Source organism: Spongiivirga sp. MCCC 1A20706 (genome assembly GCF_046524175.1).
In the GTDB taxonomy this organism is placed as follows: domain Bacteria; phylum Bacteroidota; class Bacteroidia; order Flavobacteriales; family Flavobacteriaceae; genus Spongiivirga.
Genome location: NZ_JBEFZF010000001.1, coordinates 657,633 through 684,354, shown reverse-complemented (window position 1 = coordinate 684,354; position 26,722 = coordinate 657,633). Strand labels below are relative to the sequence as shown.

Annotated in this window: 26 protein-coding genes; 11 read left to right on the top strand and 15 right to left on the bottom strand. The window is 36.2% G+C overall.

Going from position 1 to position 26,722, the window contains the following annotated elements:
• Window positions 1–191: 191 nt before the first annotated feature.
• The 9 genes from ABN763_RS03160 to ABN763_RS03120 form a co-directional block, all read right to left on the bottom strand.
• Window positions 192–1,196, bottom strand: a complete 1,005-nt coding sequence (locus ABN763_RS03160) for a glycosyltransferase family 2 protein (protein ID WP_410483962.1) — start codon at window positions 1,194–1,196, stop codon at window positions 192–194.
• On the bottom strand, window positions 1,186–1,665 hold the full coding sequence (locus tag ABN763_RS03155; RefSeq protein ID WP_410483961.1) for a GNAT family N-acetyltransferase: 480 nt from the start codon (window positions 1,663–1,665) through the stop codon (window positions 1,186–1,188). Before ABN763_RS03155 ends, ABN763_RS03160 begins: the two co-directional genes overlap by 11 nt.
• On the bottom strand, window positions 1,652–2,026 hold the full coding sequence (locus ABN763_RS03150) for a DoxX family protein (protein WP_410483960.1): 375 nt from the start codon (window positions 2,024–2,026) through the stop codon (window positions 1,652–1,654). Before ABN763_RS03150 ends, ABN763_RS03155 begins: the two co-directional genes overlap by 14 nt.
• Window positions 2,027–2,046: 20 nt before the next feature.
• Window positions 2,047–3,537, bottom strand: coding sequence for a S10 family peptidase (locus ABN763_RS03145; RefSeq protein WP_410483959.1), 1,491 nt, complete (start codon window positions 3,535–3,537; stop codon window positions 2,047–2,049).
• A 125-nt stretch (window positions 3,538–3,662) separates the two neighbouring features.
• A complete protein-coding gene (locus tag ABN763_RS03140) occupies window positions 3,663–5,372 on the bottom strand; it encodes a cytochrome-c peroxidase (RefSeq protein WP_410483958.1) in 1,710 nt (569 codons plus the stop codon).
• 98 nt (window positions 5,373–5,470) lie between these two features.
• Window positions 5,471–6,967: an alkaline phosphatase PhoX gene (locus tag ABN763_RS03135; RefSeq protein ID WP_410483957.1), complete on the bottom strand. Its 1,497-nt coding sequence runs from the start codon at window positions 6,965–6,967 to the stop codon at window positions 5,471–5,473.
• A 186-nt stretch (window positions 6,968–7,153) separates the two neighbouring features.
• Window positions 7,154–7,918 (bottom strand): TIGR02757 family protein, encoded by a 765-nt coding sequence (locus tag ABN763_RS03130; RefSeq protein WP_410483956.1) that lies wholly within the window; start codon window positions 7,916–7,918, stop codon window positions 7,154–7,156.
• The gene (locus ABN763_RS03125) at window positions 7,915–8,472 is read right to left on the bottom strand and encodes a type II CAAX prenyl endopeptidase Rce1 family protein (RefSeq protein WP_410483955.1); all 558 of its coding nucleotides are present in this window, start codon (window positions 8,470–8,472) and stop codon (window positions 7,915–7,917) included. Before ABN763_RS03125 ends, ABN763_RS03130 begins: the two co-directional genes overlap by 4 nt.
• The gene (locus tag ABN763_RS03120; protein WP_410483954.1) at window positions 8,472–9,134 is read right to left on the bottom strand and encodes an ABC transporter ATP-binding protein; all 663 of its coding nucleotides are present in this window, start codon (window positions 9,132–9,134) and stop codon (window positions 8,472–8,474) included. The genes ABN763_RS03125 and ABN763_RS03120 overlap by 1 nt, the downstream gene beginning before the upstream one ends.
• A gap of 157 nt (window positions 9,135–9,291) precedes the next feature.
• Between ABN763_RS03120 and msrA the strand changes: the two genes are divergently transcribed.
• Genes msrA through ABN763_RS03105 form a run of 3 tightly spaced genes read left to right on the top strand, consistent with a single transcriptional unit; the run spans window position 9,292 to window position 10,800 of the window.
• Entirely contained in the window at window positions 9,292–9,840 is a 549-nt protein-coding gene (gene msrA, locus ABN763_RS03115) for a peptide-methionine (S)-S-oxide reductase MsrA (protein WP_410483953.1), read from the top strand.
• Between the two features lie 14 nt (window positions 9,841–9,854).
• Window positions 9,855–10,451, top strand: coding sequence for a GTP cyclohydrolase I FolE (gene folE / locus ABN763_RS03110; protein ID WP_410483952.1), 597 nt, complete (start codon window positions 9,855–9,857; stop codon window positions 10,449–10,451).
• 46 nt (window positions 10,452–10,497) lie between these two features.
• Window positions 10,498–10,800: a hypothetical protein gene (locus tag ABN763_RS03105; RefSeq protein ID WP_410483951.1), complete on the top strand. Its 303-nt coding sequence runs from the start codon at window positions 10,498–10,500 to the stop codon at window positions 10,798–10,800.
• Between the two features lie 12 nt (window positions 10,801–10,812).
• Here ABN763_RS03105 and ABN763_RS03100 read toward each other — a convergent pair whose 3' ends face one another.
• Window positions 10,813–11,706 (bottom strand): lysophospholipid acyltransferase family protein, encoded by an 894-nt coding sequence (locus tag ABN763_RS03100; RefSeq protein WP_410483950.1) that lies wholly within the window; start codon window positions 11,704–11,706, stop codon window positions 10,813–10,815.
• Window positions 11,707–11,761: 55 nt separating this feature from the next.
• Here ABN763_RS03100 and ABN763_RS03095 point away from each other — a divergent pair, with 55 nt between their 5' ends.
• Both ABN763_RS03095 and ABN763_RS03090 read left to right on the top strand, forming a co-directional pair.
• On the top strand, window positions 11,762–12,412 hold the full coding sequence (locus ABN763_RS03095) for a rhomboid family intramembrane serine protease (RefSeq protein ID WP_410483949.1): 651 nt from the start codon (window positions 11,762–11,764) through the stop codon (window positions 12,410–12,412).
• An 82-nt stretch (window positions 12,413–12,494) separates the two neighbouring features.
• Window positions 12,495–13,142 carry an SIMPL domain-containing protein gene (locus ABN763_RS03090; protein ID WP_410483948.1) on the top strand — a complete coding sequence of 216 codons (648 nt, stop codon included), beginning with the start codon at window positions 12,495–12,497 and terminating at the stop codon, window positions 13,140–13,142.
• Between the two features lie 150 nt (window positions 13,143–13,292).
• On the opposite strand, the gene ABN763_RS03085 is transcribed toward ABN763_RS03090, so the two are convergent.
• From ABN763_RS03085 to ABN763_RS03075, 3 genes are all read right to left on the bottom strand, one after another.
• Window positions 13,293–14,414: a redoxin domain-containing protein gene (locus ABN763_RS03085; RefSeq protein WP_410483947.1), complete on the bottom strand. Its 1,122-nt coding sequence runs from the start codon at window positions 14,412–14,414 to the stop codon at window positions 13,293–13,295.
• A gap of 88 nt (window positions 14,415–14,502) precedes the next feature.
• Window positions 14,503–14,997, bottom strand: coding sequence for a hypothetical protein (locus tag ABN763_RS03080; protein ID WP_410483946.1), 495 nt, complete (start codon window positions 14,995–14,997; stop codon window positions 14,503–14,505).
• A gap of 94 nt (window positions 14,998–15,091) precedes the next feature.
• Window positions 15,092–15,619, bottom strand: a complete 528-nt coding sequence (locus ABN763_RS03075) for a hypothetical protein (protein WP_410483945.1) — start codon at window positions 15,617–15,619, stop codon at window positions 15,092–15,094.
• Window positions 15,620–15,753: 134 nt separating this feature from the next.
• On the opposite strand from ABN763_RS03075, the gene ABN763_RS03070 reads away from it, so the two are divergent.
• Window positions 15,754–18,672, top strand: coding sequence for an FAD-binding and (Fe-S)-binding domain-containing protein (locus ABN763_RS03070; RefSeq protein ID WP_410483944.1), 2,919 nt, complete (start codon window positions 15,754–15,756; stop codon window positions 18,670–18,672).
• On the opposite strand, the gene ABN763_RS03065 is transcribed toward ABN763_RS03070, so the two are convergent.
• Window positions 18,669–19,976, bottom strand: a complete 1,308-nt coding sequence (locus ABN763_RS03065; RefSeq protein ID WP_410483943.1) for a hypothetical protein — start codon at window positions 19,974–19,976, stop codon at window positions 18,669–18,671. The two genes, ABN763_RS03070 and ABN763_RS03065, sit on opposite strands and share 4 nt — an antisense overlap.
• A gap of 50 nt (window positions 19,977–20,026) precedes the next feature.
• Window positions 20,027–20,860 carry a UDP-2,3-diacylglucosamine diphosphatase gene (locus tag ABN763_RS03060; protein ID WP_410484171.1) on the bottom strand — a complete coding sequence of 278 codons (834 nt, stop codon included), beginning with the start codon at window positions 20,858–20,860 and terminating at the stop codon, window positions 20,027–20,029.
• A 229-nt stretch (window positions 20,861–21,089) separates the two neighbouring features.
• Here ABN763_RS03060 and aroC point away from each other — a divergent pair, with 229 nt between their 5' ends.
• The 5 genes from aroC (at window position 21,090) to ABN763_RS03035 (ending at window position 26,702) form a co-directional block, all read left to right on the top strand.
• Entirely contained in the window at window positions 21,090–22,154 is a 1,065-nt protein-coding gene (gene aroC / locus ABN763_RS03055; protein WP_410483942.1) for a chorismate synthase, read from the top strand.
• Between the two features lie 66 nt (window positions 22,155–22,220).
• A complete protein-coding gene (locus ABN763_RS03050) occupies window positions 22,221–23,543 on the top strand; it encodes a dicarboxylate/amino acid:cation symporter (RefSeq protein WP_410483941.1) in 1,323 nt (440 codons plus the stop codon).
• A gap of 138 nt (window positions 23,544–23,681) precedes the next feature.
• The gene (gene gshB / locus ABN763_RS03045) at window positions 23,682–24,713 is read left to right on the top strand and encodes a glutathione synthase (protein WP_410483940.1); all 1,032 of its coding nucleotides are present in this window, start codon (window positions 23,682–23,684) and stop codon (window positions 24,711–24,713) included.
• Window positions 24,706–25,533: an N-formylglutamate amidohydrolase gene (locus ABN763_RS03040; protein WP_410483939.1), complete on the top strand. Its 828-nt coding sequence runs from the start codon at window positions 24,706–24,708 to the stop codon at window positions 25,531–25,533. The genes gshB and ABN763_RS03040 overlap by 8 nt, the downstream gene beginning before the upstream one ends.
• Before the next feature lie 8 nt (window positions 25,534–25,541).
• The gene (locus ABN763_RS03035; RefSeq protein WP_410483938.1) at window positions 25,542–26,702 is read left to right on the top strand and encodes a flavohemoglobin expression-modulating QEGLA motif protein; all 1,161 of its coding nucleotides are present in this window, start codon (window positions 25,542–25,544) and stop codon (window positions 26,700–26,702) included.
• Window positions 26,703–26,722: the final 20 nt, after the last annotated feature.

Genomic DNA, 26,722 nt, shown 5'->3' with positions numbered 1-26,722 from the left:
GAATGGGAATATAAATTGAATAGGTAGGTTGGGATTTACAATAATTTTGGGAAATAGATCTCTCGTTATATGGTCGGGGTAGGGAATCGAGTATAAGTAGAAAAGGTTCAAAGAAAAGGATACAAAGTTTTGCGAAATGTAAACTCGATAAATGTATCAAATCTAACATTTAACAGCGCAAATTATATGCATTAGCAAAACATGAAATAATCCTGCATCGGTTTCATATGTTGCTTGGTCATATACATTCTAATTTCTTCTTGTGCTAACTCATTAGCTACCGTAATGATACTTTGAGGGTTGTTTAGTTTTTCTAAATATTGAAAAGGTAACATTTTTTGCCCATAAATATGCTTGCCAATTTTCTTTGGATTATCGCATATCCAATAAAAAGGAATGGAACGTTCAATTAATTTCTTTGCTACAGTTTTCCCCTTGAATCCTGCACCCCAAATAGCTAAAGGTCGATTCTGTTGATAATCTAACTCAACAAAATATTTAAGCTTAATACCTAAAAAATAGTTTTGGGCATAATGCTCATGTGTTCGTGAGGTTCTCGTAGGGTAATCACGCCAATAATGCAGTATTCGATTACTAGGAATGCATTTTATTTGGTTTTTATAAAACCGAAAGGTAAGATCGTAGTCTTCAGGATAATCATCCGGTTCGAAAGCTTTACATACAACCAAATCGTCTTTGTAGACCATCCAACAAGGCGAAGCAATAGAACACTCCTTGTATATTTCAGAGTAATTACTTCCTTCTCTGGTTAGCTTATTTAACCATTTTTCATAGCGATCGTAACCATCACTTATACCATCTTTAGAAAAGTATTTCACCAATCCTAGTGATACATGACCTCTGCCATGATTCTTAAGATCATTTATCATGCAATCTAATTTCTGAGTGGCCATAATATCATCAGAATCCATTCTCGTAATCAATTCTCCTTTCGATACTAAAAAAGCCTTTCTGAGCGCTTGTATAATACCGTCTCCAGGGCTGTCAATTACTCTTATCCGGGTATCGTTAAGAGCAAATTGTTTGCAAATTTCTTTACTATTGTCAATAGAATGATCATTAATTAGCAGCAGTTCCCATTCTTGATATGTTTGATCTATGACTGATTGAATACACTCACTGATAAAATCCTCCGTATTCTTAAAAGGAGTCAGTATGGAAACCTTAGTGTTCATCAAGATTCATTCGCATCTCAATTAAATGCTTTTTAAAACCAGCTTTTTCATAGGCTCGAATAGCCGGTGAATTTTTGTCGTATACCGTTAGCCTAACTTCGCTAATTTTTCTTTCAGCAAACCAGATGTTGATGTAGTCAATAATCATTTTGGCAACTCCTTGGCTTCGATGGGTGACCTTGGTGAACATAAAACCGATATAACCATAATATGGGTATTTAAAGTAGTCTTTATTCCTTCTAATCTGGCCATAGCCACTTCCAACAATTTCACCTTCCGTTTCAACCACTACTACGTACGTATCATTTTGATCGATATAGGATTCGAGGTCGTAATAAATGATATGATCGTCTTTTAGCGTTGGGTCCATAGGGCGTTCGGCTTCTATAATTCCCTGTAAAAAGGCGTCTAAAACCGGCAAATCAGTATCGACAGCCGGTCTTGCTTTGTATGTATTACTTTTTGTCAATACCGTATTTTCCTGGTCCAGCAAGTAAAATGGTCAAGAAACCGAATAAATACAGCAGTGCCTTTTCTTTCACATCAATAGGATCAGCTGCATGAATCACAAAAGCGGCAACAGCCATAACAATTACCGGAGCAATACTGGCAATTCTAGCCCGTAAGCCGATAATAATAAGGATCGGGGCGACAACTTCAGCAATTACGGTAATTATTAAGCCAACAATAGGTGGTAATCCAAAGACCTCTCCAAATTTGATTTCACCACTGATTAAGTTTTGTAATTTGGGAATACCATGCGTTAACATAAGGCCTGAAATGCCAACACGTAAAATTAATAATCCTAAATCGGGATATTTAGATTTCATAAAATATAAAGTTTGGTTATTTAATATTTAGCTGATTCGCCATTGGTTGTTGTTTTCAGAATAAAGGAACGAATATCATCATTTGCGTTTTTAAGATCTTCCGCTCTTAAATACATCATATGTCCTGAACGGTATCCCTTAAAACTCAAACGATCTTTCATTTTTCCACTTGGGTCCAATTGCCACATGGTATATTTTGCATTAAAGTACGTGGTGGCACCATCATAATAACCCGATTGAAACAGAACATGCAAGTATGGATTTTGTGCCATAGCCTGCCTTAGATTCTCTCTAGTTTCATCATTATCAAAATTCCATGGTCGCACAGGACCAAACATATTGTATTTTAAATCGGTTTTGAATTTTAAAACTTCTCTGGTATAGTAGTTAATAGCTGGGGTAAACGAATGTAACCAAGAAGTTAGTTCTGAATTAAAATCAGGTCGTACGCCAGCATCCATTTTATCTAGACCTTTATATCTAGAATCTAATCGGCCGACAGTAAAGCCTTTATCCCGCATTAACTCTTTCCAGTAAAAACTTGTTGGAACGACTAGATTATGCTGCAAAATTGATTTTTCTGATAAACCCGAATAGGTAGCCATTTGTTTTGCAACAGCATTCTTTTCGGTTTCGCCAATAAAGCCTCCTTTAGCAATTGCTGGAATCAAGGTGTTAATGGTGTAGTCTTCAACCGCGGGTAATATATCGTTAAGGTCTTTTTGTTGCAATGAAGGGTCTAACATTTTTTGATGCCAAGCAGCAGCTGTGTAATATGGTAAGTTTAACGCTGCGGACACGGGACCACCAACACGCAATACCTTGTAATCGGCCGGGGATACCATGATCACCCCATTCAAATACATCCATTGACGATTTTGGAGTTCAAGAGACAATCCGGCAACGCGCGTACCTCCATAACTTTCACCAATAATATATTTAGGAGATCGCCAGCGATTATTTCTACTTACAAAGGTGTCAATCCAATCTGCTAGGTACTTGATATCTTCGTTGACACCAAAGAAGATTTTTTTGTCTGGCATTTTTCCTTCTTTGTCAGGAATCATTCTTGAATAACCTGTATTCACAGGGTTTACAAAAACAATGTCAGCTACATCTAGAATAGAGTGTGGGTTGTCTTTAACACCATATGGTTGAATAGGAAAGCCTTCGTCATCAATTTTCAATATTTTTGGTCCGGTATACGCTAAATGCATCCAGACAGAGGCTGAACCTGGTCCGCCATTAAATGAAATAAGTAATGGTCGGCTCGTATTGTTTTTAATCCCAGAACGCTGGTAATACGTGTAGTATAAGCTAGCAATCGGCATACCATGCTCATCCCAAACAGGCTGGGTACCTGTGATAGCTTTGTAAGAGATTGCCTTACCTTTAATAGTAACTGTATTGCTGGTTACGATGGTTGTATCAACTGGTAATTGACGAGACTGAGATAAAGCAAAGCAACAGACTGTACTTATAAGTAATGCTGCTATTTTTAATTTTAACATAGAAATTGCATTTGATTATGCATTTAAAAGTACTACAATCAAAGGCAACTTAAAAATCATCTTATCTTCAATACTCTTATAAGTGGTAGCAGAATAATAAAGAAAATGGCTTCTAAAGTTATGAGTTAATACACTATAGGGTCACTAAGTGCTTTCATAAAAGCTACTAAATCATTCATCTCAGCATCACTTAAGTTTAGTTGATCTGATGGAAGTGTTTGTGTACCTAATTGAATACCAATACCTGCACCACCACCACGGTTATAAAAGGCAACAACTTCTTCTAGTGTTTTGTAAACGCCATTATGCATGTAGGGAGAGGTTATTTCAATATTTCGTACCGTTGAAGTTTTGAAGAAATATTTTCGTTCTTCGGTTTTGTAAACATTGTAAGCTCCTAAATCGCTGTCAATTATAGCGTTGACAGTATCATTTAATCTTGGCACCCCTATTAGTTCCATTTCAGATTCTTTATATAGGGTGGGTACGGTGCCATTATAAGTAGGAGGGAAGTGACAAGTAGCACATTTTGCTTTCCCGTGAAATAGATTAAAACCATTAATTTCTGACTTTGTTAAAGTGTTTTCAATGCCATTTATATTCCGATCTATTTTAGAATTGAATGGGGTCAAACTTCGAATGAATGTTGCAATCGCGTTTCTTATGTTTAGGTCGTTAACACCCTGCTTGTAAATGTTATTAAATTGATCAGCATATTGCCTATTTGCATTAACTTCCCTTTCAATATATTTCAAATTACTATGAAATTCATTTTCATTTTCAACAACTGATATAATTTGACCTTCTAAACTTCCTGAGCGATTATCGTAAAAAAAGCCTTTTTGCAAGGAGGCGTATAAAAGTGTAGGAGTATTTCGTACTACCCCTTTGCCAATTTTTAGTCCGTCAGTATATTGTCTTTGTGGGTCGTGACAGGTGGCACAACTCATTGTTTTTCCTCGAGATAGTCTTGTGTCGTGAAATAGTTGTTTGCCTAATGCTATTTTATTTTGATTTAATGAATCGAATTTTTCTCCTGAGAAATAACTTAAATCAAAAGTTTCTTTGCTATACAGAGAAGTGATATCATTTTTTAAAGCCCTATTAAATGGAAAAGATACTTTCCAGTCCTCAACTGTTTTATTAAATAGTTCTAGGCCTTTGAAAGTATGTTTTTTCATAAAGTTATATCGATTAAAGCTATTAAAATCTCCAGATAGGTTTTTTAGCGTATGATCAAAATGTGAATCCCATTCAGTTTTTAAGTTTTTATCAATAAAGCGGTTATCATAAATTGAGATGATATTTTTTAAACTTTGATATACCCATTGCCCTTCACTTAAAGAATTTTCAAGTACCGGAGAATCAAAACCCGTAACTCCAGTTAAGGAAACCCTAATGAGCGCGTCTCTAATAATCCAAAGTAGATGATAGTCTTTTAAAAATGATAAATCAGCATTGTCTCTAGTAAAAACTAGCCTGTTTTTTGTTTTGCTTGCATGAGAATGAATCTCGGTGAATGATGGTTCATCTGTAAATATATTTTCCTCTAAAACTTGGAATCCCGACGGCTTTTTTATCTTAATATCAGTAAAATCGTCTTCCTCAACCTTTGTGATATTTGGCTGGTTTAAAAACTTATAGTTTTCTGAGTCTACATAGGCTAAAATGGGTTCTACATGCTTAAATTCTTTTCTGGCCCTTTTGTAATAAATACTGGCACTATCAATATCATCTGTTGCCTCAATCAAAGTCAGAGCATTAATACATTTTACTAAATGTATATCGTAGTACTCATGCAATTCTTGATTGGCATGCGCTTTAACGGTAGGCATTTCCGTAGCTTTTTTGCAACTAATACAATAGATGAAGAGGCTTATGATAACACAAGCCCCTTTAAATTTTCCTAACAACATAAATTATAGAATATTAATTATCTGGGCAGCCCTTTTAATACGTACAACATACTACCTTCTTTACGTGTTTCATTTAATTGCGCTTCATCTAAATCCGGAAATGCAGTAGGGTCGGTAAAAGCCGTGCCATCTGACGGTTCCCATCCATGATTTTGGGTTATAAGCACAAAACTTCTGTCTTTACCAACAGTATCAGAAATATCGATCATGCCTGTAATTTCCCAAGTGCGGTCTATGGTGCCATATCCTTGCGCTGCTGCAGCTTCTTGGTCACATTCAAGCACGACTTTTAAAGTTCCGAAACGAAGGTCATATTGATATAAATACGCAAAATGAGTCTTGTCTGCTGTATCAAAATATCCATTAGGATCTTCTTGAATATAAGCGTAGTTTTCAGTGACTAAAATATTATCTGGACTGTGAAATTGTCTGGCAACACCGTTTAAATTATCACCATCTAAAATAGGTGTGATTGTCGCTTTTTTGGGATCATCTTTATCTAATACTATTTTGTAAATACGACCATATAAAGTTCCTTTTCCAACTAAGCCGTCTTTTTTTCTGCCGGTTACTACTACATATACTTCTCTTTGGTTTGAAGCAGAACCTCGTCGCCAATCGATGTCTTCAACGCGAGAAAAGCCCATGACACCTTTCGCCTTCGCTTCAGCATCAAGCTCAGCTAAAGTACGTTCTTCAAGCTCTACGAATTCCGCCTCATAAGTCTTGCCTTCTTCCATGTCCATTTCAAAATCAATTCCTTTATTGAGTACTTTTAAGCCATGTAGTTTCCCTCCATAAAGGTCGCCTCTATCTGCCATGTACATTCCTATTTGACCTGAAGGGATTTCGTTGTTGCTGTTATCATCACCTATGAAGATGATTGTTTTATCAGGAAAAGCATCCTTACCAATCGCTACGGCATTTTCAGTAGACCATTGCCCCATGGATGCAGTTAAGATTTCAGCAGACCCAGCATCAGTGACGTCTTTTCTGGGATCTGCAAGGTATACACCTTTGGAGTCACCTCCCCATTCGCCACCGGAAAGATACCAAGGCCCGAATCCATGTTCTTCAGGAGTTATTAATGAACCAGAACACTGAGCCGTATTTGCGGATGCATTAGCATTCATTATATACTCTCCACTGACGGGTTTAAATGTTTCATCAAAGTTGATTCTGGCAATTGAATAATCGGCTTCAATATTGTTTATTAGGCTATATGTGCCATCATCATTCTTTAAAAGACCTGCACCATCAGCCATACTACCGTAAACAAATTTTGGTGATTCCGGTAACACATCTTCTGATGAGAGCATCGAGTATACTTGCAACTTCGGAAAAGAAGGAGTGACTTTTAAAAATGATGGTGTGGTAGAATGACTTTCGAATTTTACCGAAGGAGCGGGGTTATCATTATCATCTCCTCCCGGTAATGGTAAATCATCAATTAGTTGACATGAAGTGGTGACCAACAGCGTAGCGCCAAGTACTAGTTTTGAAAGCGTTTTCATTTGTTTTTTTGTTTGGTTTAAAATGTTGCTTAAAATTACCCCATGCGCTATTGTTCTATATTATAGAAATATGGTAAGATTATTAAGAAAAAGTAATCTAAAGGTTAGCTATATTTCTTAATTGTAATCCGGTATTTAGATTTAGCAATACGCTTTTTTAGGAAGGAATAAGCGCGCTGGGAAGACTTAAAATTTTTCGAAAACCCCAAGTCCAAATAGGGCAAAATCATATTTTACGGGGTCATCAGCATCCATTTTCCTTAAACTTTGATCCAGTTCTAATAATGCTTTGGCGTCATTTTGTTTCCGTTTTAGTAGTCCTAATTTTCTAGCTACATTACCGGAATGTACATCTAGTGGGCAGGAGAGTAGGGCCGGTGATATTTCTTTCCATAACCCAAAATCAACTCCTGAGTCGTTTGGTCGTATCATCCAACGTAAAAACATATTAATGCGTTTTGCTGCTGAACCTCGTTCAGGATCCGAAACATGTTTTTTTGTTCGTTCTAGATGGGGAATATCAAAGAATATTGTTTTTAGATAATGAATACGGTGTTGAAGAGTTACCCCATTTTCTTGATTTCCAAAAACTGCTTCCAGTCCGTCGTAATTGGTATAAATATGTTTTAATGACCGTATAAACTGGATAAGATCGTCACCATTGAATGTTCGATGTACAAAGCTCTTTAACGAATCTAGTTCGTCTTCTTCATGATTTAAAATGAAGTTGTACGGACTATTATCCATCAAATCCATGAGGCGTTTTGCATTATTAATAATGCTTTTTCGATTCCCCCAAGCAATAGTAGCCGTTAAAAAAGCTGCAATTTCAATATCCTCTTTTACCGTAAATTGATGGGGTATTTGAATGGGATCATCTTCAATAAACTTCGGATGCTCATAAAACGAAGCTTTTTCATTGAGAAAATCCTTTAATTCACCTTTATTCATACAATATCAGGAAAGAATGGTTTTAAGAGGTACACACTACCTAACAATATAAAATTGTAACTACCATGAAGCAATACCGCCCAAAAGTATCCGAATCGCACACATATATAAGAAGCAAAAATACCAAGGTTAATTTGTGGTAATACTAATAAAGGAGATAATAGTAATATGGTTGGTGTCATATTAAAATTAGTGATGTGCACAAAACCAAATGCAGCCACAAATACATACACCCAAATTTTAAAGTGTTTTGAGTTTCGTAAACCTAATAAAGGCGCTCTAAAAATAAGTTCTTCAAGTAATGGTGCAATAATTGCTGCTGCAAATAGCACAATTAAAGGCGACATGTTTTCGAACAAATCATTAACCGCATGATCACTTAAATCAATTATTTCCAGCTCCTCTAAAACTGCGGAAATAGGTGTCAATGCAATACTTATGAATATTGACCAAAAAAGTAATTTGAAAAAGATACCAAGCTTTTCTCCAGAAGAGAGTTCTTCATCCCATTTAGATTTAGGACTTTTAATAAATTGAATAATTTCTTTTATCATTATTGTGCTATTAAACCATCGACCATGGTCAGTTTTCTATCAGCCATATTAGCTAACTCTTTATTATGCGTTACAATTACGAATGTATGATTAAAAGTGTCACGAAGATCAAAGAATAATTGGTGCAATTTTTCTGCAGATTCAGAATCTAGGTTACCGCTAGGTTCATCAGCGAATATTAACCCCGGATTATTAATTAACGCTCTGGCAACCGATACTCTTTGTTGTTCACCGCCAGACATTTCATCTGGCTTATGGTGATACCGATTTGTGAGGCCTAAAAAATCAAGATATTTTTTGGCTGCGGCCTCAACAGTTTCTCTGTCTGTACCTTTAATATATGCGGGAATACATACGTTTTCTAAAGCAGTAAACTCAGGTAAAAGCTGATGAAACTGAAAAATAAATCCCAAATTGGTATTTCTAAAATGAGCCATTTCTTGGTCACTTAAGGTCAATACATTAGTCCCATTGATGATCAAACTACTATCATTAGGGTTAGACACAGAATCTAGCGTACCAAGAATTTGTAATAGCGTGGTTTTACCAGCTCCCGAAGCCCCAACAATAGAAACAATTTCTCCTTTCTTTATAGACACATCTACGCCTTTTAGTACTTCTAAGGTGCCAAATGACTTTCTGATGTTAGTTGCTTCAATCATACACGACAAAATAAAAACGTGAAAATAAATCAATCTTTTCAAATCGTTGGATGTTCATTTCAATTTCTATGGGAAAAGACTGATGAAATGTTAATTAATTAAATCACTTTTATTATTGTTTAATAAATATTAAATTTGATTAAACAAAATGAAATTTATGGATAGTATTAAAATTGCCACCTTCGCAGGTGGATGTTTTTGGTGCACGGAAGCAGTTTTTAATGAGATTAAAGGGGTACAAAAAGTAGTTTCTGGATATACAGGTGGTCATATTAAGAACCCTGCCTATAGGGAGATTTGCACCGGCAGAACAGGCCATGCTGAAGGCGTTCAGATATTTTATGACCCCAATATTGTAAATTACACGGATTTGCTTCACATATTTTTTGCTACTCATGATCCGACAACTTTAAACCGTCAGGGTAATGATGTTGGCAGCCAATACCGATCAGCAATTTATTATAGTGACGAAATACAAAAATCGATAGCAGAAAAGTTTGTCAATACCTTAAATGAAAGCAATATTTATGACAAACCTGTTGTCACCGAAATCACCCAATTAGGGGTTTTTTATGATGCTGAGGAATATCATCAAAATTACTATAAGAGTCATAGTCAACAGCCATATTGCCAGGTGATCATTAATCCTAAATTACGTAAGTTAGCAACAGAATTTTCTGATAAACTGAAAAAAGAAGCTGTTTAAGCTAGAAGCAACACATGCCTTATAAAAAATTTGAAGAGTACAATATCCACGTTACGGATGATGTAAAAGATCGTTATAAAAGTATTATTACAGATCTTGGAGAAAATGTTGATCGAGAAGGACTTCTTAAAACACCAGAACGTGCAGCTAAGGCAATGCAGTTCTTAACGCAAGGTTATTATCAGGATGCTTCCGAAATTTTAAAAAGTGCCATGTTCAAGGAAGACTATGATGATATGGTGATTGTAAAAGATATTGAATTGTACTCTTTATGTGAACATCATATTTTGCCTTTTTTTGGCAAAGCTCATATTGCTTATATACCTAACGGTTATATCGTGGGTTTAAGTAAATTACCTAGAATTGTAGATGTTTTTTCAAGACGTTTGCAGGTTCAGGAACGCCTAACGCATGATATCCTAGAATGTATTAATGAAACCCTGAAGCCCAAAGGAGTGGCTGTTGTTATTGAGGCCAGTCATATGTGCATGATGATGCGAGGTGTCCAAAAACAGAATTCAGTTACAACTACTTCCGGATTCCGAGGGCAATTTGAAAAAATTGAAACCCGGAATGAGTTTTTGAAACTTATCAGTGAAAAACTATCATAAATTATTTATTGTTGCTTTTTAAATTGCTTACGCCTATTTTGGGTGTATGAAAAAAAAGTATAAACTATTATTGCTGGGATTGGCCATAGACGGCATTGGACTATTGTCTTCGAGCTGGGTATTTCCTGTGATTGGCGATTTTACGGATATTGTATGGGCTCCACTTACAGGATATCTTATGATCAAAATGTACAAAGGGCGAACGGGTAAAATTGCCGGAACCGTATCTGTAATTGAGGAGTTGTTGCCGGGCTTAGATGTAGTTCCTACTTTTACTTTGACATGGCTATATACCTATGTTTTTTCTGGCAAGAAAAATCATGAACGCACGAAGAAGCTAAAAAAATAAGATTTTTGGCACTTATTTTACGATCCCGGGTCGGTGTTTATCCCGATGTTTAAATCGCTTATGCGTCCATAAATAATATTCAGGTGCTTCCCGGATTTGTTTCTCTAGTATTTCAGTAAAAATGTCGGTAATCTCATAGTCCGAATAGTCATTCGGACTATCCGTAATCTCCTTAAATGTAGCGGTGTAATAACCACGCTTTACTTTTTGAATGTCAATAAATACAACAGCTTGGTTAAATTTTTTCGCCATGTATTCCACCCCTGTATGAACCGGAACATTGATATTGAAAAAAGAGCGCCAATATTTAGCTTTCATAGGCATTGGTGATTGATCACTCGCCATACCATACATTGCCAAAACTTTGGTGTCATGATGCATTTGTATCGTCTCCATTGAGTGATAGCGACTAATCAGTTCAGCATTATGCCGTTTTCTAATTTTTTGAACCAATTTATCAAAGTACTTATTACCTAAAGGGGTATAAACCGCATAGCCCTTGTGCGCAATATGGTACTCCAATGACATGGCCCACTCATAGCTTGCAAAATGCCCACATATTAATTGCACACTTTGGTGTGCTTTTGTGTACTTATCGATTGCTTCGGCATTCGTCACAAAAAAACGTTTTTTTATCTCTTTTTCACTAATGCGAAGCGACTTGATCATTTCAAGAAAAAGATCGCACATATGCTTGTAAAACTTTTTAGTAATACGTTTTACCTCAATGTCCGATTTTTCAGGAAATGCCATTTTAATATTATCCATTACTACCTTTTTGCGATACCCAAAAACACGATATACTAAAAAATAGACGAAATCAGAAAAAATGTAAAAAAGTCTGAATGGAAGGGATGCAATCACCCATAAAAGGGGGTATGCAATGATATAAATGAGAAGTTGCATTCAATAAAATTCTTCTGCAAATATAGTTATATTTGATGCCAACCTATACAGTTACATGAATATAGATATTACCACAATAGTCATTATCGCAATAACCAGTTTGGTTTCATTTAAAGGCTTTTCTGATTTCTCTTTTTTTGAACGTTATAAATTTAATGTTGGAGCGCTTAGGCGCGGTGAACAGATTAGAATGCTTTCTTCAGGCTTTTTGCATGCAGACACGGTGCATCTTTTTTTTAACATGTTTACCTTGTATTTTTTCGCACCTGTTGTTATCAATAATTTAGGGCGGGTAAATTTCTTATTAATCTACTTTGGGAGTCTAATTGCAGGGAATTTACTTTCGTTCACTTTTCATAAAAATGAATATCATTATAGTGCAATTGGCGCTAGTGGTGCTGTAACTGGTGTTTTATATGCTGCTATTTTATTATGGCCAGATATGCCGCTAATGTTAATACTTATTCCTATACCGATTAAAGGTTGGATATTTGGTATACTATATTTATTATTTTCTATTTACGGCATGAAGAATAGATTAGGTAATATAGGACACTCAGCGCATTTTGGTGGTGCGATTGGAGGATATGTCTTGGCTTTATTTATGAAACCTTCATTGTTAACTGATGACGTGTTTACCGTAGTTGTTCTAGCAATACCAATTATTATTTTATTTGTTCTAGAAAAAACGGGTAAATTGCAATAGTTCAAAATTTATTGAATTTTTTATTTCAATCATTATGAAAAATGTTGCCTATTTATTGTTATTTCTTTTTATCAGCTGCGCTATGACTGCACAAAAAAATGATCATACTCCTTATGTCTCTGTAACCGGCGAAGGAATTGTAAAAGTAATGCCTGACCAAGTAATTATTCGGGTTCGAGTTGAAAATGAAGGTAGCTCTGCAACAGAAGTTAAGGCCGCAAACGATAGCGCAATTGATGCTGTTTTAAAGTATTGTAATCAAAAGAAAATAGCAAATAAAGATATACAAACCGAATATATACGACTTAACAAAAACTACGACTACAACAAGAAAATCTATAAATACAATGCAAACCAATCACTTTCCATAAAGCTCAGAAAGCTATCGGATTACGAATCGTTAATGCAAGGGTTATTAGATTCGGGAATCAATCGAATAGATGGGGTGAATTTTAAATCGTCTAAAATGGATGTTTATTTAAGTGATGCTAGAAAGAAAGCAGTAGAAAATGCCAAGAAAAAAGCAATGGAATATGCCGGAGTTCTAGGTCAATCGGTTGGGAAGGCGATAAGTATCAGCGAAACGAATTATAATGCGCCAAGTCCTGTTGATTTTAGAAATAAGGCTGAGTTGCGATCCATGGCGGCTTCAGATGGTGCAGCAGAAACTATTTCGGTAGGAGAGATGTTGATAACGGCTAAAGTAAACATTACTTTTATTTTGAATTGATTAAAAAGGTAGGGTTTTTGGCTAACAGGTTGTTTTATAATTAAATAGCCTAAAACAAAGTCCCTTAACATATACCTAGCAGCTTAATTGCTATGAAAAACCCTGACAAGAACGTTGTCAGGGTTTTGTTTTTTACCTTGTTAGGAGTACCTATTCAGTTACTCCCAGTAACTCTTTTACTTTTCGCTGTAAAGCCTCGCCACGAAGATCTTTAGCGACAATTGCTCCGTTTTCATCTAAAATGAAAGTCTGTGGTATTGCACTCACATTATATTTTTTTGCAATGGGGTCTTTCCACGATTGCAGGTTTGAGATGTGACTCCAAGTAAGTTGGTCTTCCTCAATGGCTTTTGTCCACTTTTCTTGATTATTATCTAGACTAACACCTAAAATATTTAGCCCTTGTTCGTGATACTCATTATACATTTTAACAATGCTTGGGTTCTCAACACGACAGGGTTTACACCAGGATGCCCAAAAGTCAACCACAGTTACTTTGTCGCCTATGACATCATTCAAAGCAATATCTTTTCCATCAGGAGTTTTGCCAGTAAAATTAGGTGCAATCATACCAACATCAGTAGCGCCAAGTGCGGCAAACTTATCACTTAGGCTTTTTCCGTTTTGAGATGCTTTCAAACGGTCAGGAACACGCTCATAAAGTTCTTTTAAGCGAGCAGTGGGCTGTGCTTTTGTATCTAAAATACGTTCAAGAATTAATAAGGCAACATAGGAGTTCGGGTTTTGCTCTACAAAGTTAAGATCTGCATTTTTGCCACGATCTTGCACTTCTTTAAATTGCTGCCTAATACTATTAACAGCATCCATATCCTTGCGTTGTGACGCTGCTGCAAAAGCATTTTGTAAGTCTTGTAGTTCTTTATACAACTTGCGTGTATTTGTTGTATAATCAGTAAGCTCATCATTCGAAATGCTTCCACTTACTTTAGACAATGCAATACTATCTTTATATGCTTCAACAGTAATGCTCCCTTCTTCTAAAACAACAGGAATGTTACCTTTGACACCATCTACAACTATATAGTGCAATTCTGGGGTTGCAGAAATCCCTTCAAAAAAAACACTTTCGAACTCAATTGCGGAAGTATCTACGTTTACAAAGCGACTATTTTTATCAAATTTTTTGAGAAATACTTTTTTCCCATCCGCCATTCCAGCTAACGAAACGTTTACAAAGTACCCGTCTTTTTTAGTTTCACTGCAACCTATAATAACAAGTGCTGCCGCAAATACCCATACAATTTTTTTCATGCTTGTTTATTGAGTTAAACAACCACAAATCTAATTAATACTTATAAAAAACTACCTAAAGTAGGCGCGGAAGTTGGTGTCTAATGTGTTAAAATTGATATCTAATTCCCAGCCCGATATCAAACTCGATACCATCGTTGAACTCATTAAAGCCAATTTCCGGTTTAAAGTCGAGCGAAATTACCAGCGGTATCGAAAAATTATATTCAATACCAACATCGCCTGCAACAAAAATAAAAAACTCATTTTCGTCATTGGCAAATTGACCATCACTATTAAAGTTTACATTGCCTAAACCACCACCGGCTCCGGCGAACCAGTTAAAACCTTCATCAATATTTAACGGAAAAACCCATTGATATAGACCTGTTAGTCTAAATGCATCAAAATTTTTATTGTCCCTCCATCCAAGATTCGCTTCAATTCGATTGGTTCTCCCAATTGCTCTTTGGTATGATATTTCTGTTCCAAAACCATTACTGGCGCCTAATCTCAGCCCTAGTGCATTATCTGATATGGTTTGCGCACTTGTGGTTACAACGGCAAAAAGGCAAATAATGCCTAAAAAAGTTTTGTGTATCATTGGTTTTATCTTGTTAGCAATACTAACGCATGGAAAACTACGATCATTGCATAAAACATGTAAAAAGAAGAATTTTAACGTGAAGTTAAGATTTCTAAAAACTCAGTAAATTCATGAAAAAAGAAGGGCGTTTATTTGAAGATATTTCAACTTCTTTTTTCAAAGCCTTCAGCAAATCGATTAAACTATTTTCGTTGGCTGTTAAAGACCTTATTAACATAAGAATAATGCTGCCGCTTAAATACCAAACATTCAAGCGTTGGTTTTTAGAAAGAGCGTTACTACTTTCAATAAGCTTTAAAAAGCTAAGATGTTCTACACCGTAAATTGCATGTACAAAATACTTACCATTTCTTACAAGTTTATCAATTGCAAGATCTGTATCATCTAAAATTGAAGGAGTATCAATGTAAGGTGTGTCATTTAATAATTCCTGCAACAGTTTAAAAATATCCTTGTCATGATTAAAAACAGATAGTTCTTTAATAAGATGAAATGCGCAATTTTCTGCGTATTCATTTACCTCTTCAAACGAGGTGGGGAGGTTTAAAAACTTTGCAATTTTATGACCAATCATATCGGTAAATTGCATCTTAAAAAGATCTAATAGGTGTACTTTCATTTAAAGGACGTAAAGCTACAGCGCAAAGGGAGCCATTTTAATCTTATTTGACTAGTAAAAACTTTTAATTTTATGGTAAATTCGATTATCAGGGATTTAAGATCGACCAAAACTAACACAATGTTACCATTACTATGAATGAATTAAAAAATGAATTACAAGGCCTTCAATCCAGACTTGAGGGAAGTCTTCATTTTGATAAGCTTCATAAAACCATATATGCTACTGATGCATCAGTATATCGCAAAATTCCCCTTGCCGTCTCCTATCCTAAATCAGTCAATGATATTAAACACATCGTAGCGTTTGCAAAAAAAAATAATACTTCGCTCATACCAAGAACAGCAGGCACTTCATTAGCAGGACAATGCGTTGGCGATGGTATTATTGTCGATGTAAGCAAATACTTCACCCGAATAATTCATTTTGATAAAGAAAACAAAACGATCACTGTAGAACCTGGAATAATACGGGATGAACTCAATAGGTTTCTAAAAGAATACGGTTTATTTTTTGGCCCTAATACATCGACTTCTAATCGTTGTATGATCGGTGGAATGGTGGGGAATAATTCGTCTGGATCTACATCAATTAAGTATGGAGTGACCCGTGATAAAGTACTTGCTATTAAAGCAATATTGGCAGATGGTAGCGAGGTGGTATTTGAACAACTGGATAATATTGGGTTTAAACAAAAAAAGATTTTAAACACCTTAGAGGGTGATATCTATAAAAAAATTGACCTGTGGTTTGGTGATGAAAGTATTCAAACTGAAATAAAAAATGAGTTTCCAAAGGATAGTATTCATCGAAGAAATACAGGGTATGCGATTGATGAGCTTTTAAAAGCGAATCGATACGGCGGCTCCGAGGAGTATTTTACCATCTGCAAGTTATTGTGCGGAAGTGAAGGTACTTTAGCATTTAGTACAGAAATTACCTTACAGTTAGATGATCTGCCGCCTGAAGAAGCTTTTATGGTTGCTGCACATTTTAATAGTATTGATGATTGTATGCAGTCAATAACTCAGGTGATGAAACATGACTTATACACCTGCGAGATGATGGATAAGGTAATTTTAGATTGCACAAAAAACAACAGTCTACAAATTAAGAATCGGTTTTTTGTTGACGGTGACCCCAAAGCAATTTTGTTATTGGAAGTGAGAGGAAATACCAAGTTACAATGCGAGGCCAAGGTTGAAAAGCTATTAGTAACGCTTAACAAACGGACCAAAAGCTATGCGAATCCAGTTTTATATGCTCATCAAATAGATCAGGCATTAGCGTTGAGAAAAGCTGGGTTAGGGCTCCTTGGAAATATGGTAGGTGATAAAAAAGCGGTCGCTTGTATTGAAGACACAGCGGTTGCCATTGAGGACCTAGCTGATTATATCTATGAATTTGGTCAAATCATGAAAAGATATAAACAAGAAGCTGTTTATTATGCACATGCAGGGGCAGGTGAGATACATTTGCGACCCATTTTAGATCTTAAAAAGTCATCAGACGTTACATTATTCAGAAAAATCACTTCTGATGTAGCAGATCTTGTTAAAAAATATCAAGGTTCGATGAGTGGTGAACACGGCGATGGTATTGTTCGAGCAGAGTTAATTGAACGAATGATTGGTGAGAAGAACTACAATTTGCTAAGGGATATAAAACAGCTTTTTGATCCAGAAAATATTTTTAATCCAGGTAAAATTATTGACCCTTTTAAAATGGATGAGAATTTACGGTATGACACGGATAAACGAACACCGGATTTTGATACCGTATTAGACTTTTCTGATTCTGAAGGAATTGTTCGGCTTGCAGAAAAATGCAATGGATCGGGAGATTGTCGCAAGTTGCCTAGCGCAGGAGGAAGCATGTGTCCCAGTTATCGAGCAACCTTAGATGAAAAAGATACTACCCGAGCACGGGCGAACACCTTAAGAGATTTTCTTACCAATAGTACGAAATCAAATAGCTTTAATCATGAAGAATTAAAGGAAGTTTTTGATCTCTGTTTAAGTTGTAAAGCTTGCGCCAGCGAGTGCCCAAGCAATGTTGATGTTTCGTCTTTAAAAGCAGAATTTCAATATCAATATCAAAAAACAAATGGCCGCAGTTTGCGTAGTAAATTATTTGCTTACAACGATAAGATAAACAGAATAGGCGCGTTTATCCCAACCTTGTATAATGCCGGTTTAAAGAGTTCTTTCTTTGGTGGATTGATTAAAAAAACTGTTGGAATTGCTGAAAAAAGGAACCTACCTGTTATTTCAAGTAAAAATTTAAATAAAAGAATACAATCATTTAAAAATAAAAGTATTAAAAACAAAAAAATCTATTTGTTTATTGATGAATTTTCTAACTTTTTAGATACTGACTTAGGGGTTGACACATATCGCTTATTACAAGATCTTGGATATCAAGTGAACACCGTAAAACACCATGAAAGTGGTCGTGCACTCATATCAAAAGGCTTTTTGAAAGAGGCAAAAGCAGTTGCTAATAAAAATGTAGCAGTTTTTAAGGATTTAATCAATGATGATACGCCCTTAATCGGAATTGAACCTTCAGCTATTTTAACGTTTAAAGATGAATACCTTAGACTCGCTGATGATAAAGCTGCGGCGTCTTTAATTGCAAAAAACACTTTTTTAGTAGAAGAATTTTTAGACCAAGAAATACAAAAAGGAAATATTACAAATGATCAATTTACTGACGCCCCTCGAACGATAAAGTTTCATGGACACTGCCACCAAAAAGCGCTAAGTAATCAACTAAGTAGTTTTAACATTTTGAATTTGCCTGTGCACTATAAGGTCACAATTATTCCATCAGGCTGTTGTGGTATGGCTGGCTCTTTTGGTTACGAAAAAGAGCATTATGAGGTGAGCATAAAAATAGGAGAGCAAACACTATTTCCTGCAGTTAGAAAAGCAGATAAAAACACGATAATCGCCGCAAACGGAACCAGTTGCAGGCATCAAATTAAAGATGGTACTGGCCGCGAGGCGCTGCATCCCGTTACTATTTTAAGAAGAGCCCTAAAAAATTAGTTTTCTATAAGCGTTGCCGAGCTAAGTACCTGTGTAGAAAGTACATTTACCGTTTCGTTATAAGGAAGGTTTACTCCAAAAGATGAAAAATCTTCTAATTGATAATCGAGTGTACTGTTTGACGAAATCAGTCCAACAGCATTAGCATACATGTTTTCAATTACCAATACGTCTTTAGGTTTCAAAAGCTCTAAAGTAATAGGAATTCCTGCGACTGTACCAGATGCTGTTATTCTTAAAAACACAGTAAGCGTTGAAGTGATTACATCTTCATAATTTACACCATTGACCATAGCAGTATCAACAAGATTGCCTTGTACAGATTCAACAATATAATCAAACGTTAATGTAATACCACCATCGATAACTTGCTCATAAGTATCACTGAATGTGGAAAGCACTGTACCATTTGCCATGGCTTTGTCGTATAGCATTATATTGGATAGGTTTACCTCAAAATCTTCAAGCCCCTCTGCAGGAAATGTAATGCTGCCATCGATAAATAGTTGATCGTTAGCCATTCGCACACTACTATTGTCAAAAATATTGGTCATAATACCAGATGCTGGCTGGGCTGCGGTAATCGTATAGTAAGGAAGCCCATTAATAGTAGTGGTTCCTGATATGCTATAAGAATCTGATCGATTAAAAGTTTCATTATTCACGGTGTCGTCAAAATCAACGTTATAGTTCCATTGATTACTAGTGGTTAAAGGAAAATAATCCGAAACTGTAGGTTCATTTCCGTCACCCATGCCATCGCCTCCATCATTATTTCCATCTCCTGAACCGTCATTATTTCCATCACCTCCATTTCCATCTCCGGAGCCATCGTTGTTACCATCTCCATTCCCGTCGTTACCACCATCTCCTGAACCATCATTTCCTCCGTCTCCATTACCATCGTTGTTGCCGTCGCCTGAGCCATCGTTATTTCCGTCTCCAGAACCATCATTTCCTCCATCTCCATTACCATCGTTGTTGCCGTCGCCTGAGCCATCGTTATTTCCGTCTCCAGAACCATCATTTCCTCCATCTCCATTACCATCGTTGTTTCCGTCGCCAGAGCCGTCGTTTCCTCCATCTCCATTTTCGTCATTATTTCCATCACCCGACCCATCTGAACCGCCTTCATCATCATTACCTGAACCTTCTTCTTCGCCTTCAGGTTCTTCATCAGATTCATTATCTAATGGATTTTCAATCGATTCTTCTAATAAGGGGTCTATTCGTTCGTTTTCGCATGCGGTAAATCCGATAAGTATAAAAAGACACACGAAGAATACAATGGTTGGTGTTTTCATTGGAACAAAAATGTTTTAAACAATATACGTACGAAAACAATGAACAGATTTTAAGACGGCTTGCTGGTAATTGTTATCGCTGCCAAGAGTTCTTTATAATCCATATCCTTAAGTTCCTGATCAGCATAAAATGGTTGCACCTTATCCTCATGATAGTAGTATAACTTCCAACGTTTGTTTTTGTATTCTAAGGCGGATAAGTTTTCAACCCAATCACCTGAATTTAAATACATACAATAACCATTTTCATTGACTTTATTAACTAATCGTGGCTGATGTATGTGACCGCAAATTACCGTTTTATACCCTTGTTCAATTGCTAGATTCACTACGGTTTGTTCAAAATCACTTATGAACTTTATTGCCTTTTTTACACTGTTTTTAATTCTTTTAGACAGCGAATATTTCTCTCGGCCTATTCTTAACAAAAACCAATTAATGATTTTATTCAATACAATTAAAATATCATAACCCCAACCACCCAATTTAGCGATCCATTTTGAATGTTGAATTGAAGCATCAAAAACATCACCATGAAATACCCAGGTTTTTTTGCCGTCCAAGTCAAAAACCAATTTATTGGTTATTGAAATGTTACCTATGGTCAAATTGGCAAACTTTCGCAACATCTCATCATGATTCCCCGTGATATAAATAACTTCAGTACCCTTTATTGACAGATCTATTATTTTCTTTAGGACGAGCAAATGTGATTTTGGAAAATACCACTTTCTAAACTGCCAAATATCAATAATATCCCCATTTAAAATTAGTTTTTTGGGTTTTATACTATTTAAATAAGATAATACTTCTTCGGCATGACATCCATAGGTTCCTAGATGAATATCGGAGAGTACAACCAGCTCTAACTTACGTTTCTTCAGATGCATCAGTTTTGAAAACAAATGTCTAATACGATTGGAACAAAATTGTTATCACAGTTTTATCTGTCAATTAACCTTTGTAAGTTATTAAGTGCCAAATGTTACCAAATATTTAAGAAAAGTTGTTGTAAACATCTTTTTTCCCAAACGCTTGTAAGAATCGTAAAATGCATACATTTTGTTTTTATTGTTTAATAGAAGATTTACATTTGTTGTAAAACCTATTTTAATGGCAGGAAATTCTTTCGGGACTCTTTTTAAACTTGTATCGTTCGGAGAATCACATGGAAAAGCAATCGGAGGCGTTATTGACGGTTGTCCGGCGGGAATTGAGCTCAACCTTGAGCATATTCAGAAAGAGCTTGATAGAAGAAAACCTGGTCAATCTAAGATTGTAACCCAAAGAAAAGAGCCAGACGTTGTTGAGTTCTATTCAGGAATTTTTGAGGGCCAAACTACCGGAACCCCAATTGGCTTTGCCATACATAACACTAACCAAAAATCCCACGATTACAGTCATATTAAAGATCAATATCGGCCGTCGCATGCTGATTACACCTATGATAAAAAATATGGAGTACGCGATTACCGTGGTGGTGGGCGTAGTTCGGCAAGAGAAACAGCGAGTAGGGTAGTAGCAGGCGCAATTGCTAAGCAATTTTTAAAAGGAGTTACGATTCAGGCTTATGTATCTGCAGTTGGTAATATTGTGCTAAACAAACCTTATCAGGAATTAGATTTAAGTCTTTCAGAAACTAATATAGTTCGTTGTCCTGATCCTGAAATGGCAAAAACAATGGAAGACTATATTAAACAAATTCGTAAAGAAGGGGATACCGTTGGCGGGGTGATTAGCTGTGTGATTAAAAATGTTCCGGTCGGACTTGGAGAGCCGGCTTTTGATAAATTACATGCTGAACTTGGTAAAGCTATGCTTTCTATTAACGCTGTTAAAGGCTTTGAATATGGTAGCGGATTTGAAGGTAGTAAACTAAAAGGCAGCCAACACAACGATCTTTTTAATGAAGATGGCAGCACTCAAACCAATATGTCCGGTGGTATTCAAGGTGGTATTAGCAATGGCATGGATATTTACTTTAATGTAGCTTTTAAGCCTGTAGCGACCATCATGCAAAAACAGGAAACCATAAATGATAAAGGCGAAAAGGTAGAAATGCAAGGTAAAGGCAGACATGACCCTTGTGTAGTGCCAAGAGCAGTAGTGATAGTAGAGGCGATGGCGGCGATGGTGTTGGCGGATTACTTGTTAATGGCGAGAACCAATAAAATGTGATAACCCAATAATTTGAAGATATGTCCTTTCGAACCTAGTTGAGAGGCTTAATTCTGAATGAAAAATATGAAAAAAATAGCATTACACTGGCAAATTTTGATAGGTATGTTATTAGGAATCGGATTTGGTTTCTTAATGACATCTTTTGATTGGGGAAAGGAATTTACTTCTGACTGGATCGGTCCTTTTGGTAAAATATTTGTCAATCTTCTAAAGCTAATTGCGATACCTTTAATCTTGGCATCCTTGATTAAAGGAATATCAGACTTAAAGGATATATCTAAATTCCGAAATATTGGTTTACGAACTATTGGTATTTATATTGGTACTACCATTATTGCAATTACCATTGGTCTTCTTCTTGTCAACATTATTAAACCCGGAGAAGGAATCTCTGAGGCTACGGTAGCAAAGTTATCAGAAACCTATGCCGATAATTCTAGCCTTCAGTCTAAGATTGCTGAAGCGTCTAAAGATCGCGGACCACTACAATTCTTAGTAGACATGGTTCCCGATAATGCCATTAAGGCTATGAGTGATAATCGGTCGATGCTACAAGTTATTTTCTTTACTATTTTCTTAGGGATATCAATGTTACTCGTAGGAGAGAAGCGTGCAAAACCCTTAAAAGACTTTTTCGATAGTTTGAATGATGTCGTTTTAAAAATGGTAGATTTGATTATGCTTTCTGCACCAGTTGCTGTATTTGCATTATTAGCACAAGTAGTGGTTACGGCAGATGACCCGGAAATACTCGCGAAATTAGTTTCGTATTCGCTAGTTGTTGTTACTGGTCTTATACTGATGGTAGTTTTTTACGCATTAGTGGTATCAATATATACAAAGAAAAATCCTATATGGTTTTTAAAGCAACTAAGTCCGGCTCAATTGCTTGCGTTTTCTACCAGTTCAAGTGCTGCCACCTTACCCGTTACTATGGAAAGGGTTGAAGAGCATATAGGTGTAGATAAAGAAGTGTCCAGTTTTGTTTTACCTGTTGGTGCAACCATCAATATGGATGGTACTAGTTTATATCAGGCCGTAGCTGCGGTATTTATTATGCAGGTCTTGTGGCCAGAAGGACTAACGTTTAGCAATCAAATTTATATAGTCCTAACGGCATTATTGGCTTCAATAGGATCGGCGGCAGTACCTGGTGCAGGTATGGTTATGTTAGTAATTGTTTTGGAGGCAATAGGCTTTCCCAAAGATTTGTATCCTGTAGCACTGGCATTAATATTTGCGGTAGATAGACCATTGGATATGTGTCGTACTGTAATCAATGTCACTGGAGATGCAACTGTTTCTACTGTGGTGGCCAAGTCGGTTGGAAAATTAGGCGAGCCTCAACCTAAAGAGTGGGATGATCATTATGATGAAGTAAAGTAGATTATCTTAGGCAAGTTACCCGAGCCGTTTACCGGAAACAAAATTTTAATTTTGAGGCAAGCTTCTAGGCATTTAAATCTCGATTGTCGAGTAATAAGCTTTTTTCGTATTTTTAGTTGCTATCATTAACCATAACAAATGAACGTTTGCTTTTTAATGTATCCTTGGGAAAGTATTGAACCCGATGGAGACTCTACCTTGACACTAATTCATGAATGCCTTAAAAGAAATCATAAAGTAGCGGTTGCCACACCAGCAAACTTGACGATACGTAACAGTGTTGCTTATGCATTCTGTAAACTGGTTGGCAAGGGTGAAAAATTTTCTAATACTCCAAGACTGTTTTATAAAACAGCAAAACTCAGAGAAAAAATGCTTCCGCTAGCGGGTTTTGATGTGATTTTTATGAGAGCAAACCCACCTTTGGATCCAATTGTTCTAAACTTTTTAGATTCGGTTAAAGAAGATGCATTTATCGTAAATGATATCGAAGGGCTCCGTGAAGCAAACAATAAAATATATACAGCCGCTTTTGATGATCCGAATAATGAGATCATTCCGGTAACGCATGTTTCTAAAAACAAGGAATATTTAAAGCAAACTATTAAAGAAAGTGAACATGAACGAATGATTATGAAGCCATTAAATGGTTTTGGCGGTAGTGGTGTTATTTTATTAGAAAAAAGCGCACTGAGCAATATTAGCTCCTTGCTTGATTTTTATATCGATAATAAAGACGGTAGTTCTAATTACGTGATCCTGCAAGATTATATTCCTGGTGCCGATCAGGGGGATGTTCGAATTCTTTTGTTAGGGGGTGATCCGATTGGCGCAATACGCAGGGTTCCTGGAGATGGCGACCATCGTTCGAATCTAAGTGCCGGCGGTTCATTTAAGAAGCATTCGCTCACAAAACAAGAAAAAGCACTTTGTAAAAAAATAGCTCCTAAGTTGCGCAAAGATGGACTTCATTTTGTAGGCATTGACGTGATCAATGGGATGTTAGTAGAGGTAAACGTAATGAGCCCAGGAGGTATCAACTATATAAATAAAGTACACAAAGTACGCCTTCAAGAAAAAGTTATTGATTATATCGAGGAAGAAGTATCCGTGCGTCAAAAGGCATTTGATCGTCGTGCCCGTTTAAGAAGTAGTATGACTGATGCTTAAATTATCGGTTGAAGATATTATTGAAAAGATCAGGCAGCAGCAAACCTTTGAAGCTGTCTCAGATGACTATTCGTTTACGTTAAAAATAGCCGATTATTCTCATTATATATGTGGGGCGGTGCATGATGGGCATCAGTTTAGAAGTTCATTGTGGAACAACTGTCTGCATACAACATATGAGCGTTGGTATGAAGAAGACCCTTGTACAAAGCAAATGGTGCAATCACACCCTATTGTTATAGCTGGTTTAGATTCGAGATTTGAATACGATCTTAACCGCGCGCCAGAAAGTGCTATTTACACGGATGCTTGGGGCAAGCAACTTTGGAAAAATCCGCTTTCTGACGAAGAAAAAAACCTAAGCCTACAAAAGCATTATAATTTTTATAAGGTAGTGCAAGCACTTGTTGAAACTATTGAGAATAAATATGGTTTAGCATTGGTCTATGACATGCATTCGTATAATTGGAAACGATGGGATAGGGAAGTACCTACTTGGAATTTAGGTACTGCTAATATTGATAATGGTCGTTTTGGAAAAACCACGCAAGACTGGAGTGGAACATTGGGTGAAATGCGTTTACCAAATGGGATAAAAAGTTCGTCAGATATTAATAATACGTTCCAAGGAAACGGTTATTTTCTGAAGTATATTACGCAAAACTTTGATAATACTCTAGTATTGGCAACAGAAATTGCAAAGGTGTATTGTGATGAGGAAAAGTATGTTATTTATCCAGATGTAGTTCATTCGGTCGAGGCACATTTAAAGGAAATGATTCCTACATTTGCACATTCCTTTTATAAAGAATTTCAATAGGTAGAATTATGAAGCGTGATTATGATGTAGCCACAAATTCCGATCTTTTTGATATTGATAATGGCATTCATCGATTGGTTCAAAAAATTGAACTACTCAACTATGTCAATCCCATTAATATTGAACAAGAAAAAAGAGCATTTTTTGCTTCAAAATACAGGACAAATCCTGTTTTTAAATATCCAAAGCTCAAGTTTGATGCTTATAAATTACAGCGATTGCTATTCTCCATGCGGCTTGAGCGAATAGATGATGATGACATTCGTGCTTTATACCGTGATATTATTTATGATTATTCTGCACTTATAGAATGTATTGATACCATTGGGAAGGGAAAGGATTTTTATTATAACTCCCTTAAATCTTTCGGGACACCTACGGAACGTGATGTAGAGAATGCACGATTTATTCTTCACTTTGAAGATGATGGTGATGATCCTACTATGATTCCGGCTTACGATGCTATAGAAGCAGAAGCTTTTTTCAGGCAGTATGGTAAAGAGTATGGTTTTGATTTTAATATAAAACTATCCACAAAACTTAGCGCATCTGCAATGGTGCTTAACAATACACAAACATTGGTGTTAAAAAAGAATGCCATGTTTAGTGCAAATATGCTTAACGTGCTCGCTAATCATGAGATTGGCGTTCATATGGTGACCACCTTTAACGGCTTAAATCAACCATTAAAGATTTTTTCAAACGGACTTCCAAAAAATGTGGAAACCCAAGAGGGATTAGCTGTTTTTAGCGAGTATATGTCAGGAAGTTTAACCATGCATCGATTAAAAGAACTGGCGTATCGTGTATTAGCAGCCGATAGTTTACTAAAGGGTTATAATTTTTGTGAAACCTTCGATCTATTGCATAGTCAATATAAAGTAAATAAGGAAGAGGCATTTACTATTACCTTAAGAGTCCATCGTGGAGGGGGATTTACAAAAGATTATCTCTACCTAACCGGCCTTAAAAAAGTATATGACCACTACCATAGCGGAAAAGATTTGAATAATCTCTTAACTGGAAAGGTTACCTTAGCATATTTGCCGGTGATCGAAAAGCTACAAGCACGAGGTTTGGCGAATCCATCAAAATACCTTTCAAATGCCTTTAAACACAATGACAATCTAAACAAACAGCTGGATTTTATTTTAAAGAGTTTGAAGTAAAAACCCTCGTTCGTTTGTGC